Annotated in this window: 15 protein-coding genes; 7 read left to right on the forward strand and 8 right to left on the reverse strand. The window is 68.7% G+C overall.

Annotation, left to right across the window (positions count from 1 at the left end; translation table 11 throughout):
• Nucleotides 1–69: 69 nt before the first annotated feature.
• The 5 genes from EUS26_RS01875 to EUS26_RS01895 all read right to left on the reverse strand — a co-directional run bounded on the left by EUS26_RS01875 (nucleotide 70) and on the right by EUS26_RS01895 (nucleotide 4405).
• Nucleotides 70–780, reverse strand: a complete 711-nt coding sequence (locus EUS26_RS01875; RefSeq protein ID WP_130011459.1) for a response regulator transcription factor — start codon at nucleotides 778–780, stop codon at nucleotides 70–72.
• Between the two features lie 107 nt (nucleotides 781–887).
• Nucleotides 888–1676, reverse strand: coding sequence for an Ig-like domain-containing protein (locus EUS26_RS01880; protein WP_130011460.1), 789 nt, complete (start codon nucleotides 1674–1676; stop codon nucleotides 888–890).
• Between the two features lie 99 nt (nucleotides 1677–1775).
• Nucleotides 1776–2396, reverse strand: a complete 621-nt coding sequence (locus tag EUS26_RS01885) for a signal peptidase I (RefSeq protein WP_130011461.1) — start codon at nucleotides 2394–2396, stop codon at nucleotides 1776–1778.
• A 59-nt stretch (nucleotides 2397–2455) separates the two neighbouring features.
• Entirely contained in the window at nucleotides 2456–2995 is a 540-nt protein-coding gene (locus tag EUS26_RS01890; protein WP_130011462.1) for a TasA family protein, read from the reverse strand.
• Nucleotides 2996–3160: 165 nt separating this feature from the next.
• Nucleotides 3161–4405: a sensor histidine kinase gene (locus EUS26_RS01895; protein ID WP_165368463.1), complete on the reverse strand. Its 1245-nt coding sequence runs from the start codon at nucleotides 4403–4405 to the stop codon at nucleotides 3161–3163.
• Between the two features lie 82 nt (nucleotides 4406–4487).
• Here EUS26_RS01895 and cysC point away from each other — a divergent pair, with 82 nt between their 5' ends.
• Entirely contained in the window at nucleotides 4488–5582 is a 1095-nt protein-coding gene (gene cysC, locus EUS26_RS01900; protein ID WP_202865001.1) for an adenylyl-sulfate kinase, read from the forward strand.
• 16 nt (nucleotides 5583–5598) lie between these two features.
• Nucleotides 5599–6369: a 3'(2'),5'-bisphosphate nucleotidase CysQ gene (locus tag EUS26_RS01905; protein WP_130011464.1), complete on the forward strand. Its 771-nt coding sequence runs from the start codon at nucleotides 5599–5601 to the stop codon at nucleotides 6367–6369.
• Nucleotides 6370–6373: 4 nt separating this feature from the next.
• Here EUS26_RS01905 and EUS26_RS01910 read toward each other — a convergent pair whose 3' ends face one another.
• Nucleotides 6374–8140 carry an SLC13 family permease gene (locus EUS26_RS01910; protein ID WP_130011465.1) on the reverse strand — a complete coding sequence of 589 codons (1767 nt, stop codon included), beginning with the start codon at nucleotides 8138–8140 and terminating at the stop codon, nucleotides 6374–6376.
• Nucleotides 8141–8373: 233 nt separating this feature from the next.
• Here EUS26_RS01910 and EUS26_RS01915 point away from each other — a divergent pair, with 233 nt between their 5' ends.
• Nucleotides 8374–9729, forward strand: a complete 1356-nt coding sequence (locus EUS26_RS01915; RefSeq protein ID WP_165368464.1) for a carbohydrate binding domain-containing protein — start codon at nucleotides 8374–8376, stop codon at nucleotides 9727–9729.
• A 68-nt stretch (nucleotides 9730–9797) separates the two neighbouring features.
• Here EUS26_RS01915 and EUS26_RS01920 read toward each other — a convergent pair whose 3' ends face one another.
• Nucleotides 9798–10463, reverse strand: coding sequence for a hypothetical protein (locus tag EUS26_RS01920; protein WP_130011467.1), 666 nt, complete (start codon nucleotides 10461–10463; stop codon nucleotides 9798–9800).
• A 137-nt stretch (nucleotides 10464–10600) separates the two neighbouring features.
• Between EUS26_RS01920 and EUS26_RS01925 the strand changes: the two genes are divergently transcribed.
• Nucleotides 10601–12082, forward strand: a complete 1482-nt coding sequence (locus tag EUS26_RS01925; protein ID WP_272947943.1) for an oligosaccharide flippase family protein — start codon at nucleotides 10601–10603, stop codon at nucleotides 12080–12082.
• A gap of 2 nt (nucleotides 12083–12084) precedes the next feature.
• Entirely contained in the window at nucleotides 12085–12987 is a 903-nt protein-coding gene (locus EUS26_RS01930; protein WP_130011469.1) for a sulfotransferase family protein, read from the forward strand.
• Between the two features lie 5 nt (nucleotides 12988–12992).
• On the opposite strand, the gene EUS26_RS01935 is transcribed toward EUS26_RS01930, so the two are convergent.
• A complete protein-coding gene (locus EUS26_RS01935; protein WP_130011470.1) occupies nucleotides 12993–14528 on the reverse strand; it encodes a Wzz/FepE/Etk N-terminal domain-containing protein in 1536 nt (511 codons plus the stop codon).
• 122 nt (nucleotides 14529–14650) lie between these two features.
• Between EUS26_RS01935 and EUS26_RS17650 the strand changes: the two genes are divergently transcribed.
• Both EUS26_RS17650 and EUS26_RS01945 read left to right on the forward strand, forming a co-directional pair.
• Nucleotides 14651–15580, forward strand: coding sequence for a sulfotransferase (locus EUS26_RS17650; RefSeq protein ID WP_420329985.1), 930 nt, complete (start codon nucleotides 14651–14653; stop codon nucleotides 15578–15580).
• A gap of 1236 nt (nucleotides 15581–16816) precedes the next feature.
• Nucleotides 16817–18139, forward strand: coding sequence for an O-antigen ligase family protein (locus EUS26_RS01945; RefSeq protein ID WP_130011472.1), 1323 nt, complete (start codon nucleotides 16817–16819; stop codon nucleotides 18137–18139).
• Nucleotides 18140–18167: the final 28 nt, after the last annotated feature.

Consider the following 18167-nt stretch of genomic DNA (forward strand, 5'->3'; position numbering starts at 1 on the left):
TGCCCGAGTCTAGAGGCCGGGAGGGCGCCGATCCTGCACCCACGACCGTGGTTGGGCTCGGGCTTGGTCTCAGCGGTCGTCGGTCTCCAACCGAAAGCCGACCCCGCGTACTGCCGTGATCCGGACGGGCGCAGCCGCCTCCTCGAGCTTGCCCCGAAGTCGCCCGACGGTGTTGTCCAACGTCTTGGTGGAGCCGAACCAGTTCTCGTCCCAGACCTCGCTGATCAACGTCTCCCGGCTGACCACCGCACCGCGGCGGGCGGCCAGGAGGGCGAGCACGTCGAACTCCTTGGTGGTCGCCGGCAGGTCCACCCCGCGCACGAAGATCCGGCGGGCGTCGACATCGATGTGCAGCCCACCCTCCTCCGGCTGGCGGGCGGCGGGACGCTGGGGGTCCGGGGTGCGGTTGATCGTGCTGCGCCGCAGGAGCGCCCGGGTCCGCGCCTGCAGCTCGGCGAGCCCGAACGGCTTGGCGAGGTAGTCGTCAGCACCCGTGTCCAGCCCGACGACCCGGTCCAGCTCGCCGTCCCGGGCGGTGAGGATGATGATCCCCCCGTCGTAGCCGCCCTCGCGCACGGCACGGCATACGTCGATGCCGTCGGTGTCGGGCAGGCCGAGGTCGAGCAGCATCAGGTCGACCGGCGGCTCACCCGAGACCACCCGCTGCACGGCGGGCAGTCCCTCGGCGAAGCGGTCGACGGCATGGCCCTCCCGCTCGAGCGTGCGCACCAGCGGAGCGGCGATCTTGTCGTCGTCCTCAACGACCACGACCGTGGCCATGACATGCATGGTAGGCAACGCGAGGCCGATGCTGACGGCACCACCCTGGGCTCCGGGTGTCGGGGCTCGGGATCTGCGCCGTCGGGCCGACCAGGGCGCGAGCACCCTCACGGGGTCACCTGCTCGGTCGATCCCCCCGTGACCGCATCGGTGGTGGCGGTCGACGCCACCGACGCCCCCTTTCCGTTGCCCACCTGCGCCCGCACGACGTCGGAGTAGACGACCCCACCGCCGGCCTCCTGCGACCAGGCCCGGAGCTCGTAGGCCCCGTCGGGGTACTTGTGGGTCTGCCAGTTGCAGCTCAACGGGTTCCCCCACCCCTCGCACAGCGACGCCCAGGCGCTGGAGCCGACGCGTCGCATGTCGATGCCCTGCGAGCGGACGGTCGTGCTCCCGCCGGTCCGTTCCGCCGTGACGCGGACGGTGGCCCACAGGGTCCCCGACGGGACCCGCACGACCAGTGCGGGACCGTTCGCCACGGCGACCGAGGCGCTCACCCAGCCCGAGACGTTCTGGTAGGCGTCGACCGCCCGGGCGCGCACCTCGTACTGACCTCCGCTGACGGTCGTCGTGTCCCAGGCGCAGGCGAAGGGTGCGGTGGTGTCGGTGCACAACGGCGTCCACGATGAGGCGCCCGCGGGGCGGATCTCGATGGCGACCTGCGCCACCGAGCTCTCGGCGTCGACGGCGTCCACGGCGACGGTGACGGCGCCGGAGGCCGGCGAGGGCAGGGGCTGCAGCGAGACCGTCGGCGGCACCCAGTCGACGGCGGCCGCGACGGTGGCGGTGCTCGCGCTCCGGGCAGTGAAGGTGGCCGACGACGGGGCGGCCGTCACCGCCGACATCCCAAGCGCGGCGGCGAGCGTGAGGAAGACGCCGGAGCGTAGGTGGTGCATGGCGTCCTCCTGGTGAGTCATGGTGTGTGCGGTGGTGCGGGTGTGCGGTGGAGTGAGAGGGCTGAGGGGCGCCGCCGCCGTCCCTGACGGCGACGCCCCTCAGCTGGCAGGGACCCTGTCGCCGTCACGGAGGGCGGCAGAGACCCCGGGGCCTGGTCCGGAGGTGGACCGGCCCTGGCCTGACGGCTGTCCCAGTGCCGCCAGGTTGCGGGTGAGCTCGACGAGCGCGAGCAGGGCGATGACGCCGGCCGGGACCCCGATGACCAGCATGCGCACCTCCCGGTCGGCGAGCGCGATGAGCAGGTAGCCGAGGCCGGGCACCACGTGCTCGACGACCGGCTGGTCCTGCGCGACGAGGCTGAAGGTCCACGGGTCGACGTCCGCGTTGGCGTCGCCCTTGGTCCGCAGCACGGAGCCTCCCTGCTCGTCCGGCTCGATGTCGACGATCCGGTGGGTGACCAGGGTGGTCACCCCGCTGTCCGCCGGCGGGAGGTAGGTGATGACATCCCCGACCTGCAGGTCCTGCACCGGGCGCGGCTCGGAGAAGACGACCGAGCCGCGCTCGATGGCACCCGACATCGAGCCGCCGGTGATGACGTAGCGCTCGTAGCCCAGCAGGTGCGGGAGGAGGTATGCCGCGCAGGCCAGCATCAGCACCACCAGGGTGGCGTTGAAGAGGTGGCCGGCCGCACGTCGGGCGCGGGCTGCGAGCTGCGGCACGGGGTCCTCCTGGTGTCAGTGGTGGTCGGGCAGGTGGGGGTGGTGGGTGACCCGGTGGGTCACTGGTCGGTGGTCTGGCCCTGCAGCTGGATGGCGTCCCAGACGTAGGTGGCCGAGGCGGTCTTGCCCTGGTCCTCGTTGCCGGCGGCCTTGTCGAGGGCGACGGTGAAGGTGAAGCTGCGCTCCTTGCCGGGCTCGATCTCACCGATGGACTGCTTGACGCCGTCCTCCAGCCCGCCGAACGTGCCGTCGTAGACGACCGTGCCGTTGGTGGTGTCGGCGATCTTCAGCGACAGGTTCTTGCCGGCGAAGCCGTTGCTCGAGGAGGACTCGGTGAGCGAGAAGGCGGCCGGCAGGGAGCCGGTGTTGGTGAGGGTCAGCGAGCCGTTGACCACGTCGCCCGGCTTGATGTTCTTCAGCGAGAAGATGGCGGCGTCGGCCTTGCTGTTGCTGTGGGTCAGGGTGCCGGAGGTGACCGAGCTGATGGTGTTGCTGCTGGTCGAGGTGAAGGTGGCACCCGAGCCGACGACCAGCGCGCCGGCGGCGCAGAGGACGGCGAGGGGGGCGAGGATCTTGGAGCGGCGCGTGCTGTTGTTCATGTCGGATCTCCTGTGACGGTCACCCTGTGCGGGTGAAGTTCCTTGGTGTCTCCGACGCTACGCAGCCGTGCTCCACGGCATACCCACACGAGATCCCGATCTCGTCCACATCATCGGCACAAGCTTTGTGACCGATGAGTAGCAAATCTCAGATCGGGGGTCCGGCTAGTGGAAGTGCGGATCCGTCGACAGCTCGAACCAGGCGCATGTGCCGCCTCCAGGCGCCGGCTCGAGTCCGACCCGGCCGCCGTGTGCGGTGACGATGCGCTGCACCGTCGCAAGCCCGATCCCGTGGCCCTGCAGAGGCGCGTCCTCGGCCCCGGAGCGGCCACGGACGAAGGGCAGGAACACCCTGTGCTGCTGCCCGGGGGGCACGCCGGCGCCGTTGTCGGTGACGCAGATGCGCCAGCAGCCCGGTCGTGGCTGCGCGTGCAGCCGGACGGCGGGGGCGACCCCCGGCCGGGTGAACTTGAGGCTGTTGTCCACCAGGTTGAGCAGCACCGAGTAGAGGAGCGCGCCGTCCGCCGGCACGACCGGCAGGTCCTCGACCTGCACCCGGGCGCCGGTCTGGCGGACGAGCGGGCTCAGGTCCAGCAGCACCCGGTCGGCGACCTCACGTAGGTCGATCTGGGTCGGTCTGGGGCGGCCGCCGTCCTCGGCCCGCGACAGCACCTCCTGGATCATCCCGCTGAGCCCTTTGGCAGCATCGGCGATCCGTGCGACCGCACCGGAAAGCTCTGGGTCCTGCTGGATGGCCGGCTCATCGGCCAGCAGCTCGGCGTTGGCCCGCACGGCCATCAGCGGGTTGCGCAGGTCGTGGCTGACCTGGGCCGCGAAGTGGGACAGCTCCACGTTCGACCGGGCCAGGGCGTCCCGGGCCTCGGTCAGCTCACGCAGCGAGGTGGTCAGCTGCCCGCTGCGCAATCGCAGCTCTAGGATGTCGGTGGCCCTCGCCGCGAGGAAGCCCAGCGCGTCGCGCTGGGCGTCGGTCGTCCTCCTCGGCCGGTGGTCGAAGACGCACAGCTGGCCGACGAGGGCGCCGTCCGGGCTGCGCATGGGCGCGGTCGCGTAGAACCGGATGCCCGGATGCGACGCCACCATCGGGTGGTCCGCGAGGCGCTCGTCCATCTGGGCGTCCGGGACCACCAGGGTGTCCTCGATCTGCACGGCGGTGCACAGGGACTCCCCCAGCGCGCACACCGCCGGCTCGGTGCCGGTGGCGGCGATCCGGTGCTCGCTGGTAGCCGTGAAGAGGGTGACCGCCGATCCGGGGGCGTCGAAGATGCGCGCCGCCAGGTTGGACAGGGACTGCAGCTCGTCGTTGGGTGGTCCGCCGATCAGCCCGTAGCGGTCGGCCTCGTCGGCCCGACCGCGCGATCCCATCTGCTCGCGCTCACCCTGGACTGCCACCGGTCCGCCTTTCCTCGGTCGCTGACCCAGGACCATATAGGAGGCCGGTGACGCCCGACCTGTCAGAGCCCAGGGGTGCCGGATGGCAGACTGCATCCTCGTGACATCCGCGCGCTCCGACACCCCGACCTTCCCCGGGGTCCCTGTCCTCGACGACCTCGAGCTGCTGCGCCACGGCCTGCTGTCGCCCGGGCTCGTGACCGTCCCCGCCGGGCCGGTCCTGCTGGTCGACGCCGAGGGGGTCCCCGTCGCTGACGTGGACGACGAGGGCGGCATCGGCTGGCGGTCGGAGCGTTCCTCCCGGCCCTTCGAGCGCTGGCACCTCACCGACGTCGAGATCGACCTCCCGGCCGCGCTCGTCGACGACCCGGGCGCGCTCGACGACATCCCCGACGGCACCCGGACCGTGGTGGCTCTCGCCTCGACCGACGGCGACGACAACCAGCGCGACCTCGACCTCGTCCGTGAGGCCCGCTCGCAGGCAGATCACGGGGGGTATGCCGTGCGCGTCGCCCCGATCGGCCGCGCCGCCGCCCTGCGCGCTGACAAGATCGCGCACCTGCGGGAGGTCCTCGGCGGTGCCGACCAGGTGCACGACCTCACCTCGGCTGCCGAGGGCGAGGCATACCCGGCCGGGCACGGCGGTGTCGTCGTGCTGCTGACCGGGCTCTCGGGGTCGGGTAAGTCGACCCTGGCCCGCGCACTCCGGGACCGGCTCGTGGAGGACGAGGGACGCACCGTCTCCCTGCTCGACGGCGACGTCGTGCGCCGCCACCTGTCGGCGGGGCTGGGCTTCTCCCCAGAGGACCGCGAGACCAACGTGCGCCGCATCGGCTGGGTGGCGGCCGAGATCGCCCGGCACGGCGGCACCGCCGTCGCCAGCCCGATCGCGCCGTTCGACAGCACCCGGCGGGACGTCCGCGCCATGGTGGAGGGCCGCGGCGCACGGTTCGTCCTCGTGCACGTGGCCACCCCGCTGGAGGAGTGCGAGCGCCGGGACCGCAAGGGGCTGTATGCCCGGGCGCGGGCCGGGGAGATCCCGGACTTCACCGGCATCAGCTCCCCCTACGACATCCCGACCGACGCCACACTCACGCTCGACACCACCGGGCAGGACGTGGACCCGCTCGTCGACCAGATCCTGGCGGCGCTCGCGCCGTCCTCACCCATCCAGTAGACATCGAGGGGACACCATGACGACCGACGACCACCGCCTGGCCCGGGAGCTCGCCGAGCTCGCCGGCGAGCGCCTGCTCGCCGTCCGCGCCGACCTGCACGCCCAGGGCGTCGAGGGCCGGGAGCTCAAGGACGCCGGCGACGCCGCGTCCCAGGAGGTGCTGGCCGCCGCCCTGCGCGAGCGCGCGCCGGGTGACGCCGTGCTGAGCGAGGAGGCGGCCGACGACCACGCCCGGCTGTCCGCGGAGCGCGTCTGGATCATCGACCCGCTCGACGGGACCCGGGAGTTCAGCGAGGTGCCGCGGGACGACTGGGCGGTCCACGTCGCCCTCTGGCAGTCCGGCGAGCTGGTGGCCGGCGCGGTCGCGCTCCCGGCGCGAGGGGTGACCTACGGCACCGCTGCGGAGGACCAGGTCGAGGTGCCGCTTCGGCCGGCCGGCGACACCCCCCTCCGCCTGGCCGTCAGCCGCTCCCGTCCGCCGGCTTTCGCCGATGAGCTGGGCCGGACCATGGGCGCCACGACCGTGCCGATGGGCTCCGCCGGGGTCAAGGCGATGTCGGTGCTCGACGGCTCCTCCGACGCCTACGTCCACGCCGGCGGGCAGTACGAGTGGGACTCCGCCGCCCCCGTGGCGGTGGCCGCGGCGCACGGCCTGCACACGAGCCGCGTCGACGGCAGCCCCCTGGTCTACAACCGGGAGAACCCCTGGTCACCCGACCTCGTCGTCTGCCGCCCCGAGGTCGCCGAGGAACTGATGGCGGCGCTCGCGAGGATGGACCTGGGCTGAGCGCTCAGGGCCAGAGCAGCGGCGTCAGCAGCACGGTGACCGCGACGACCATCACCGTGAGCACCCACCCGAGCCGCGCGTAGTCGGTGAACCGGTAGCCGCCGGGGCCGTAGACCATCATGTTGGTCTGGTAGCCGATCGGGGACAGGAAGGACGCCGAGGCCGCGACCGCGATCGCGATGGCGGCACCCCGGGGGTCCAGCCCCACCGACTCCGCCGTGGCGACCGCCACCGGCAGCATGAGCAGCGCCGCGGCGTTGTTGGTGACCAGCTCGGTGAGCACGACGGTCGCCAGGACGAGGCCGAGCAGCACGCCGAGGGTCCCGAAGCTGCCGAGCGCGGCGACCAGACCCCCGGCCAGCGCCTCCGCCAGCCCGGAGACCTGCATCGCGCTGGCCAGCCCGAAGGCGGACGCGATGACGAGGATGACCTCGAGGTCGACCGCCCGGCGGGCCTCCTGGGCCGACAGGACGCCGGTCGCGATGAGGGCCACCGCCCCCAGCAGGGAGCCCTGCAGGATGGGCATCACGCCGAGGGCGGCCAGCCCGACGACGAGCGCGAGCACGGTCACCGGGATCCACGCCCGCGACGTGGCGGCCGGGGGCGACCCGTCGAGGCCGGCGACGAGGAGGAAGTCGGAGTGGTCGCGCCACCGCTTCCGGAAGTCCGGGTCCGACACCACGATGAGGGTGTCGCCGAGGCGGATGGTCTGCGCACCGAGCTTGCCGTCGACGAGGTGACCGGAGCGGTGGATGCCGACGACCGCGGCCTGGTAGGTCGACCGGAAGTCCGACTCGCGCAGCGTGCGGCCGACCAGCGGTGACTGGGAGCCGACGACGACCTCGAAGTACTTCGCGGTCTCGCTCTTGAGGTCGAGGACGTGCTCCAGCTCGGCCGAGCGCAGCCCGGGCATGAGCTGGGCGTCGACGACCTTGGCGACCGAGCCGACGAAGTGCAGCCGGTTGCCGCCGCGCAGCACGGTGTCGGGGCGGACGGGGGCGATGACGGTATCGCCCCGGTCGACCGACACGAGGAAGAGCCCGGGCAGGGACCGCAGCTTGGCCTCTTCCACGGTCCGGCCGTCGACCGGCCCACCGGGCTGGACGATCATCTCGATGGAGAAGCGGCGGCCCTCGCTCTGCAGCTCCTCGCGGGCCGAGCGACGTGCGGGGAGCAGGCGCGGCGCCACCGCGACCAGGGCGAGCAGACCCAGGACGGCGATGGGCAGCCCGAGCCGACCGATCTCGAAGAAGCCGATCTGCTCGAGCCCGAGCTCGGCCATCTGGCCGGAGACGACGAGGTTCGTCGAGGTGCCGATGACGGTGAGCAGGCCGCCGAGCACCGCCGCGAACGAGATGGGCATGAGGAACTTGCTGGCCGATCGCCCGCGCCGCTCGCACCACGCCGTCACCTGCGGGATGAGCATCGCCACGATCGGGGTGTTGTTGAGCAGCGCGGAGGCCCCGACGGTGGGGGTGAGCACCCGCAGCATGGGCAGCCGGTAGGTCCCTTTGTCACCCAGGGTCCGCTGCATCACCGGGGCCAGGGCGCCGGTCTTCTCGATCCCCGCCGCGACGACGTAGAGCGCGGCCACCGTGATGGGCGCGGGGTTGGAGAAACCGGTGAAGGCCTCGGCCGGGGTGATGACCCCCAGGACGAGCAGCGCGATGACGCCACCGAGCACCACGACCCACGGCGTGGTGCGCTGACGCACCAGGGCCGTGAGGACCCCGAGCAGGACCACCACGGTGATCCACGCGTTGATCGACACCCCTCACGACCTCTCTCTCGAACCCCCGCGATCTTGCGGGCTGCTTGCGTTTCCGCCAAATTCTGGAACCAGTGCGCCTCAGAGCGCGACTCACGTCACAACCGCACGCCGTGCGGGTTAGTGTCGTCGAGGCGCTCCGTGAGGCGCTCGCAGAATGATTGTCCCGTGTGTAGTCCCGTGAAGGAATTCGTCTCGTCATGCTCCAGACATCGTCGTCATGCCCACGCACGCGTATGTGGCTCGCCGTATGGCTCGCCGCGGCGCTGGTTGCCACCCTGACCCTCACCGTCCTGCCGACCACGGCCCGGGCGGCCGGCCTGGTCGAGAACTCCTCGTTCGACGAGGGCACCGACCACTGGCGCACCAACGGCGCAGCCCAGCAGCTGAACATCGAGTCGTTCTCGGGCAACCCGGCCGCCGTGCTCACGTCGACGACTGACCGGCACACCGTCCTCAACGACGCGGTGAACTCCGTGCGGGACACCGGCGCGGCAGGGGCGACCTACCGCCTGACGGCACGGGTGCGTGGCACCGCGGGGAACGACGGCGCGCTCCGACTGCGGGAGGTGTCTAGCGCCGGCACCCTTGAGCACCAGACTTCGTTTGACCTCACGAGCACCTGGCAGAACGTCGCCCTGGAGGTGACGACCACGCGGTCGAATGCCAGCCTGGACATCAACGTCGTCACGTGGGATCAGCCGGTCGGAGATCGACTGGTGGTGGACGACGTCGTGTTGACCACGGTGACTGACGCCGCCCCTGCTCCCGACCCGTGCTCGGGTCGTGTTCCGGACGGCACGCAGTTCGGCACCTCCATGACCACCTCGGGGATTAGCGCGGAGGACTCTCTCGACCGTCTAGACGACGCGTTCGGCAAGCTCCCCGTGGTCCGGGTCTTTGATCCTGATCTCCCTTTCGACTGGAGCCACCAGCGCAACGACCTGCTTGCCGGCCGGACGATGGTCATGTCCTTCCGCCCGATGCCGCAGGAAGTCCTCTCCGGCCAGCACGACGCCTTCTTCCGCAGGTGGTTCGCCGAGGCGCCGCAGGACCGCACCATCTACTGGTCCTACATCCACGAGCCCGAGCCCCTCATCAGGGACGGCCGGTTCACGGCCACCCAGTATCGCCAGGCGTGGCGGCGGATTGAGTCCATCGCGGACCAGGCGTGCAAGCCCAACATGTTCGCGACCCTCATCCTGACGGGGTGGACGGCCACCCCGGCCTCGGGCCGCGACTACCGCACCTACGACGCCGGACGCGACGTCATCGATGTGCTCGCCTGGGACCCCTACAACGGGGCCTCGGACAAGGATCGTGACTACTACTCCCCCGTGTCGACCTTCATGGCTCCGGCGGTGGAGACCTCGGTTGCGGACGGCCGTCCCTGGGGCATCGCCGAGACCGGTAGCCGCCTGGTCCCCGGTGACGACGGACGCGGCCGGGCCGCCTGGCTGCGGTCGGTGGCCGAGTACGCGATCGCCAACGACGCGCAGTTCGTCACCTACTTCCAGTCCACGCGGGGGAGCGACTGGCGCCTGAACGACCCGTACTCCCGGGCCGTGTGGCGGGAGTACGTAGCGCGCTGACGTCCTTTGACATAACGGCCGCTGCGCCGTCCGGCCCCGCGGCCGGGCGGCGCAGCGGCCGTTCCGGCTCAGCAGGTGATGTCGTCGTCGAAGGTCTGGGCGACCCCGACCCATCGCCCCTCGACGAACTCCAGCTCGTAGATGCTCCGAACCCGCTGCTCTGCATCCGGATCGGTGAGTGACTCGCCGTTGGCGTCCAGGCGGTTGACCTGCGCGTAGTCCAGGCACACCTCGACACGCGCTGTCGGCGGTGACGCACCCTCGTCGACCTCGAGCACGGTGGACTCGACCAGCTCGGGCGACCCCTCCTGGGTCCACCCGTTCTCGGTGTACTCCAGCACGGACGCCTCCAGGTCCTGCAGCAGGTCGCCCCCGGTCGCCGAGACGACGGCGTCCCAGTCGACCTCGGTGGGCACGCTCAGCGCCTCGCTGCTGACGTCGACGACCGGGTCCACGAGGTCCGGAGCCACCTCGTCGTCCACCCGGGCGGGCTCAGCCGTCGCGGCGATGTCCTCACGGGGGGTAGCGCCCTCCGCGGTGGTCACCGGGCCTTCGGTGGTGGCTTCGGCCTCGTCGCCGCCCTGCGTAGCGGTCGCGGACGAGGTGGGGTCGGCCTGCGGTGCGGCGGAGCCGGCACCGCCGTCGTCCTCCCCGGAGCCGTCCCGGACCTGCAGCCAGACCAGCAGACCGACGACCAGCACGACGGCCACGATGAGTAACGGACGACCACGCATGTGTGCCTCCTGAGGCGTCGGGTCTCGTACCCTACTCTCGTGGCATGGGGCAATAGCCATCGTCGCCCCCCATACATCAGCGACCTCGCCCTCAGAACAGGTACCCCATGAGTCATGCCGTCACCTCCCCCGGAGGTATGGGTTCTGTAGCTCGCGGTGGAGCCTTCGCTCTCTTGGGGTCCGTGATCAGTGCCGTCATGGGTCTCTTGCTCGTGGTGGTCCTAGGCCGCGTTCTGGGCACGTCAGGGGCGGGCGTGGTCTTTCAGAGCATCGCGGCCTTCACCATTGCCCTCAGCCTCGCCAAGTTCGGGCTCGACACGACAGCCGTGTGGCTGCTGCCTCGCCTGCGCACGGAGTCGCCGGGCCGGCTTCGAGCGGCCGTCGCCGGACTCATCCTCCCCGCTTTTGGGGTCGGCCTTGTCGGGGCAGGAGGCCTGCTGGTGCTCAGCCGGCTCGTCGACGACCAGGACCAGCTCGCGGACAGTCTGGTTGCCATGTCTTGGGCGTTGCCGCTCGCGTCCATCGCGCTGGTCGCCCTCGCTGGCACGCGCGCCCTCGGTGGTGTCCGCCCCTTCGTGACCGTGCAGAACATCTTGGTGCCGACAGCCCGGCCGCTGCTCGCGTGGCTGGTGACGCTCGCCGGCGGCTCCGCCGTCACCGTCGCCATATCGTGGGTTCTTCCCCTTCCTGTTGCCGCCGTCATCGCCCTGGCCATCCTCTTTTCTCAGCTTCGACGGGTCAGACTCCACCCTCACCAGTACAACGCGTTGACGGCGGGCCGGAGCATCACCCGTCGAATCTGGGGATACACCTTGCCGCGGGCGGTCTCTGCGGTCCTTGAAGAGTCCATGCGCTGGTTGGACGTGCTCATCGTCGGCCTGCTCGCTGGCCCCACGGCTGCGGGCCTCTACGGCGCCGCCACTCGGTTCACCAACGCTGGCATGATCCTGAGCACGTCGTTGCGCATTGTGGTCGCCCCGATGTACAGCCAGCACCTTGGGAACCAGGACATCCGGTCGGCCAACCATCTGTACACGGTGACGACCATCTGGATCATCACCTTCAGCGTGCCCGTCTACATCCTGTTGACGCTGTTCGGCGGCTCGATGATCGGCCTGCTGGGTGAAGAATTCCGAGAAGGCGCCCTCGCGCTCAGCATCCTCGCCGTGGGGATGGCGATGGTGCTGTGCGCTGGCAACATCCAATCGGTGCTGCTCATGAGCGGCCACAGCTCTGTGGCTGCGCTGAACAAGGTAGCGGCCGTCACGGTGAACGTTCTGCTCCTGATGGCACTCGTGCCGCCTCTCGGCATCGTGGGCGCGGCACTCGCGTGGGTCGCCGGCATGCTCGTGGACACCTCACTGGCCTTGGCGCAGGTGCATCGTAAAGTCGGACTGAAGCCCCTCGGGGGCGGCGTCGTGACGGTGCTTGCCCTGACTGTTCTTGCCTTCGGACTGCCCGCTTTGCTTCTCCGGACGCTGGGTGCGGACACCCTGCCGACCATGCTGGCGGGGGCTGCGTTGGGTGCGACGTGCCTGGCCGTGGTGATATGGCGCAAGCAGCACCTCTTCCAGCTCGAGGAACTGGTCGCTCTCCTCAAGAGAAGGAACGGAAACTGACGATGGACACGGTGCAATTGACTGCCTTGAAGGCGCGGGTTCCGCGCTGGGCTCTCGACACGGTCAACAGCCTCTCCCGGTGGGGTGCGCTCGCCACCGCACCTGACCGGCCCATGCCCGACTTCTTGGTCATCGGCGCGAAGCGGGGAGGCACGACTTCCTTGTTCAACTATCTCGTTCGACACCCGGGCATCCTGGCGATGTATCCCCAGGTGCGAGGGAAGAAGAGCACCGACTACTACTTCGCCGACCGCGGGCACTCGTCTGCCTGGTACCGCTCCCACTTCCATACCGAGACCTATCGCCGCTTGCTGCGGGCGCGCTTGGGGTACCGGCCCCAGAGTTTCGAGGCATCCCCCTACTACGTCTGGGACCCACGCATCCCGGCGAAGGTTGCAGCGGCCGCGCCCGAGACCCGAGCTATCCTGCTAGTGCGCGACCCTGTACTGCGCGCTTGGTCGCACTACCAGGAGCGCGTTCAGAACGGGGTGGAACCGCTGAGCTTCGAGGAGGCCTTGGCGGCCGAGGACGACCGGCTGGGCGGCGAGCTGGCCAAGATGATGGCTGACCCCACCTACCACAGCACGACGTGGGACTGGTACGGCTATCGCAGCCGTGGTGAGTACCTGGCCCAGATCACCACCTGGCTGGAGCACTTCCCGCGTGAGCAGTTGCTGGTGCTGCCCAGCGAGCGGCTCTACTCCGACACGCAGGAAACCTTTGACCGCATCTGCGAGTTCCTGGGTCTGCCTGCTCACCGGCTGCCGACCACGAAGCCCTACAACGCCACGTGGCGCACCAAGGACGCCCCTCCAAAGGAGGCCGCAGCCCAGCTCGCGGACCATTACCGCAGCCACAACGCAGCCCTGGCGGACTTCCTCGGCGAGCGCCTCGACTGGACCTGAGGGTCTCAGGCCTCGCTGCCCACCGGCACCGGCTCGTCGGCCACCGCGCGGTGGCGCGAACTGATCCGCCCTGGGACCTCGGGCCGACGTCGCCGGTGCACCACCACGGTCCCGGCGATGGTGCCGCCCTGCGTGACCGTGTCGTGCGCGGCCTGACGGAGCTCGGGGGCGGTGCTCGCTCCGCGGGCGACCAGGAGTACGGAAGCGTCGGCGAGCCGGGCCGCCGCCAGGCGGCTCGCCCGTCCGTACTCCTGCGGCACGGTGATGACCACCAGCGAGTCGCTGCGCCGTGCGGCGATCTCGCTGCGCGCCTCGGCCGAGAAAGGCTCGTCGTCACCGTGCTGCCGCGGCACGAAGAGGGAGAAGCCAGGGACCTCGTGCGAGACGTAGTGGGAACCGCTCTCGGTCGCGTCCGCCTGCTGCAGGTTGAGCGCGTCCCGGACGAGGGTCACCTCGTCGTCGTCGGCACGCAGCGCGACGAAGGTCGTCCGCATGCCGGACTGCGCCAGGACGTGTGCCAGGGTGACGGCGACGCCGCTGGACGCTCCCTGAGCGTGAGTGGGCAATACCGCGAGCAGTCCCCTGCTGTCGGGTAACAGCCCCCCGGCCAGCAGCCTTTCACGAATTTCGCGATAGACGGCCAGATCCTCGCCCAGTGGCGCGACTCTGACGTTCGAACGTCCGATGAGACCGAGGACCTCCCCCCCGCCGTTCGCGCTGACGTCATACCGCGACACCACACGAGGACGTACTGCGTGAAGCACGAAGGCCAGCAGCAGCCCGATGCCCAAGCCTGCCACGGTCGCTGTACCCACAAGCAGGGAGGCGGACGGGCTGTACTCCACCTGACCTTCCGCCGCGGGGTTCAGTACCGTCCCGCCGCTGGTGTCGATCCCTCGGGCGGTGGCCAGTTGGGAGGCCAGCGCGTCAATCTCCAGGTTGATCAAGGAGCGGTCTGACTCAGCTTGGACGGCCGCCTCGCTCCCGCTCTCCACCTGTGCCAGCCTCTCGTTGACCTCGCGTAGGTCATCTCTGAGCTCTGCCAAGCGCGCCTGCGACTGCTCCAGACGTCGCTCGATGCGGCTCTGGGCCAATTCGGACCGGTAGGCGAGGAAGGCGGTAGCGGACGCATCTGCGATGGCCCGCGCCCCCTCAGCAGAATCTGCGGTGGCGGTGATGCGGAGGACCGCGGTATCTGCCACTCCGGCCACCTCCGTGGCCCGCCGAATGTCGGACGCGTCCCACTCCTGTCCCAGACCTACTGCCGCGCGCTCCGCGACTGCGTATGAAGAAGCCACCTGAGCCTCCCCTGCGGGATCGATCAACTCGGAGACCGGTCGGCTAACGTCAAACGGATCGCTCGTGATCAAGTTGAGGGACACCGTAGCTGTTGCACTGGCCTGAGTAGGTAGCGCGACCAGCGTCGCTATCCCGGCGCCGAAACCGAGGAGGGTGGCCAGGACGATAACCCACCACTTGCGCCACAGCACCTCGACGTAGTGCCTGAGGTCGACGCTTCCATCCCCACGATTCTCGTTCATGCAACTCCTGTCATCGATGCCCCGGCATGCGGTCCCGACCACAGGGCCTCTCGTATGCTACGTCAATGAGAGGCTCTTCGAGATAGCGAGGGGGACCACCTCGCTACGGGAGGAAATTCGTGATGCGACCCCGCCCCATACTGGTCACCGGTGCACCACGATCCGGCACCACGTGGCTCGCACGTCAGCTAGCAGACTCAGCTGGCACCGCCCTTCCCGGACGCGAGCCGATGAACGCCCGCAGCGACAGCAAGCATTGGTACAACCCGACGGGAAGACAGTATGCCCTGGGGGGCACCCTTGACGGATGGACGCGTCTGACAGAACCGACCGCCAAGCAGCGTCGGTCCTTGCGACTCGCCTACAGCGGTTTGCACCCACTGCTCCTGAGTCGGTACGGACAAAACCAGTGGCGATCTCTGGCACCGAGAACACGGGTCGTCGTCAAAGACCCGTTCGCGCTGCTTTCCCTCCCTGCCATCTGCAGAACCACCGGGGCCACGCCTGTCGTCGTCGTGCGCCACCCCGGTGCGGTTCTCGCAAGTTACAGGCGCATGGGGTGGTCACCTGACGTGGCGGAACTGGCCCCCATCGTGCAGGCCTTCGTCCAAGACAATCCGGATGGCCGGCACCTCGTCGAGCCGGCCCGCGAGAACATGGACGGGTTGACGGCCATGGGGTGGTTCTGGAACTCCCTCTACGGCATGGCGCTCGCGGACTCAAGCCTGGCTCCGCAGACGATCTTCGTGAGCCATGCCCACATCGCGGCGGCTGGGGAGGCAGCACTCACGACACTGCGAAGCGCCCTTGGCCTTCAGCCCACTACCCGATCGACTGCCCGAAGCGAGAGCCGAGCTCACCCCCCCGCTTCAACGCCGGATGAGAGCGCGCTACATAATTTTGACCGCGACCCGGCCGTGGTGGCCGACGCCTGGGAGCACCAGTTGTCCCCTGGAGAAAGAGAGCAGCTCGAAGCTCAGACCTCGCAGGTCCGCGCTGAGTTGGGGCTCGCTACAACGCATGGCTTCGGACCCCGTGGGCACCATGAGTAGAGTCAGGTTGAGCGAGGCTGGGGAGCGTACCCTTCAGCAGTTGTGGGGACCGGCTCTGTCCTCCGGTGCCTATCGGCTCGATGCCACAGCTTCACCTGGATGGGACACGATTCGTTCGTTCACGGTGGCTCCTAGTCCCAGGAACCCCAGGATGTTCATCGAGAAGGCGCCCCGGAGGGCGGCGCGAGCATCGTTGATGTCATACCCGGGACTGCGAACTCCTCGCATGCAGGCGGCGCGCTACGCGATGGCGATGACTCTCGCCTCCCCCGGCACCCGACGCCACTTCTCCTCGTTCACTCTTCATCGGGATCGTCGTGCGACTGAATTCGAACACGAGCCGCTCACAGTGGCCGGGTCGACGCTTGCTACGGATTTCTTCTGTCACCTCGGCGTCCGCGTGGGAGCCAACAGCAAACCGACCGCCCAGTTGTTCGATCTCAAGGGGCAGCCGCTGGGCTACGCCAAATTCTCATGGGACGCTCGAACGGCCCGCGACGTCTTGACCGAAGCCCGTCGCATGCGAGCTCTAGAAGGGATATCCGGAGCTTTCAGGACGCCACGAGTGCTGAGTTCGGGCGAGTCGTTCGGTAGGCCATTCGTCATCACTCAGCCACTCCCTTCCAAAGTCAAGCAACTGCAGCAACACACGGAACTCTCAATCGACGATCTATGCAGCATCGCACCACGAACCCGAGTGGACTCCCCACGCTCGTCACGTGGGCTTCAACTGCTTGCAGACCGCCTTCACGCCTTGCTGCCGGCCAGCCTGGTACGAATGCCGGCCCAGGGTCTTATGAGCTTGATCCACGGAATCAGGTCCAACGATGCCCACGTACCAATCGTCAGCTACGATCACGGGGATCTGGTCCCGTGGAACGCTTGCCGAGATGACGGGGGACACCTGTGGGTCTGGGACTGGGAGTCCTCCATCGAGGACCTCCCCGCCGGGACAGACGCCATTCACTGGTTCGTGCATTCCCTTCACGGCCCCGCGCCCGCTGACCTCGCGAACGCTATCGAGGACGCGTTTTCGCGAGCTCAGCCGGCGTTGACGGCTCTTGGCCTCTCCCGACAGGGTGCCCACCTCAGCGCGGCCACCTACATCTGCCTCACTATTGAAAAGGCATGCTCCTTGGCCTACAGCAACGATACCTGGAGAACGAATCGCGTTGATCAACACGCGGTAGCGCGGCTCTTGGCACTTGGTGACAGGCACGTGGTCGAGGCCCTGTTATGACGACCTCGGCGACCCCGGAGGTCTCCCCAAGCGCCCGGGCAGCTGTGCCCGCTTGGCCGCTGGGCGCACTCCTGGCCGGCTACCCCGTGTGGTGGGCCCTGGGAGTGGTCGACTTCGCATGGATCATCTTCGCAGCTCTTCAAGTCCTGTTCCTTGTGCAGGGCGGAGCCGTGCGCGCGCCGCGGTGGTTTGGGCTGTGGCTCGCGTTCCTGGTGTGGATGACCCTGTCTGTCACGCAGCTCGACACTTTTAGCCGCCTCATCGGCTTTGGCTACCGACACCTCATCTATCTGTCCGCCACCGTCGTCTTCCTATACATCTACAACGGCCGTCAGCGCCTTCACGATCGCTTCATGCTGGGGCTGATCACCGTCTACTGGCTGATCACGGTTGCAGGCGGATTCTTGGGAATGCTCCTGCCGACTACGGTCGTGCGGACGCCGTTGGCTCGGGTACTCCCAGGTTTCCTGCTCAACAATGAGCTCGTCAATCACATGGTCGTTCGGCGATTCGCCCAGTACGATCCGAATAGTTTTTTCGGAGTCGATCCCCGCCCGAGCGCACCCTTTCTCTACACCAACAACTGGGGCAACGCCTACTCGCTCATGTTGCCTTTCGTCATCTTGTACTTGCTTCACGTGCGCGGCCGCCGTCGGTTCTGGCTGCTGCTCCCCGTGCTTCCGCTCTCTTTCATCCCTGCTGCTGCCACCCTAAATCGAGGCATGTTTCTCGGCCTGGCCATCGCTGCGGTCTACCTTGGAGTGAGGTACCTACTTCGTGGCCGGCCGATAGTCCTCATCTCTCTCACACTGGCTAGCCTCTTGGGGCTTAGCGCCTTTGCAGTCTCCTCGTTCGACGAGGAGATCAGCAGCCGCGTCCAGGAGACCAGCACGACCGAGGACCGAGCTGAGATCTATATTCAAACCTTGAGAAGTGTGCAAGAGAATCCCATACTGGGACTAGGGGCTCCTCGTCCATCTACCAATCCCAATATCCCACCAGTCGGCACGCACGGGCAGTTCTGGATCGTCATCCACTCGCATGGCCTGCCAGCCGTGACGTTCTTCGTGGGCTGGTTCGCCTTCGTCTTTTTCAGCAGTTTGCGACGCCGCGACGACGTCGGCACGGTCGCGAATGCGGTTCTGCTGGTGGCGCTCGCCGAATTCTTCTACTACGGATTTCTGCCGGTAGGTCTGATGTTGACCATGATATCGTCGGCCTTGGCGCTGCGAGGAGTCTCACCAGCACCGCCGCAGGTAGAACGCAGGTTGTCGCGCGTTACCGACGTCACCGAGACCACGGCAGGGAGAAGATATTGACAGGCACGCGCGTGCTGTACATCTCCGG

This window comes from Serinicoccus sediminis, from assembly GCF_004153545.1.
Classification (GTDB): Bacteria; Actinomycetota; Actinomycetes; order Actinomycetales; family Dermatophilaceae; genus Ornithinicoccus; species Ornithinicoccus sediminis_A.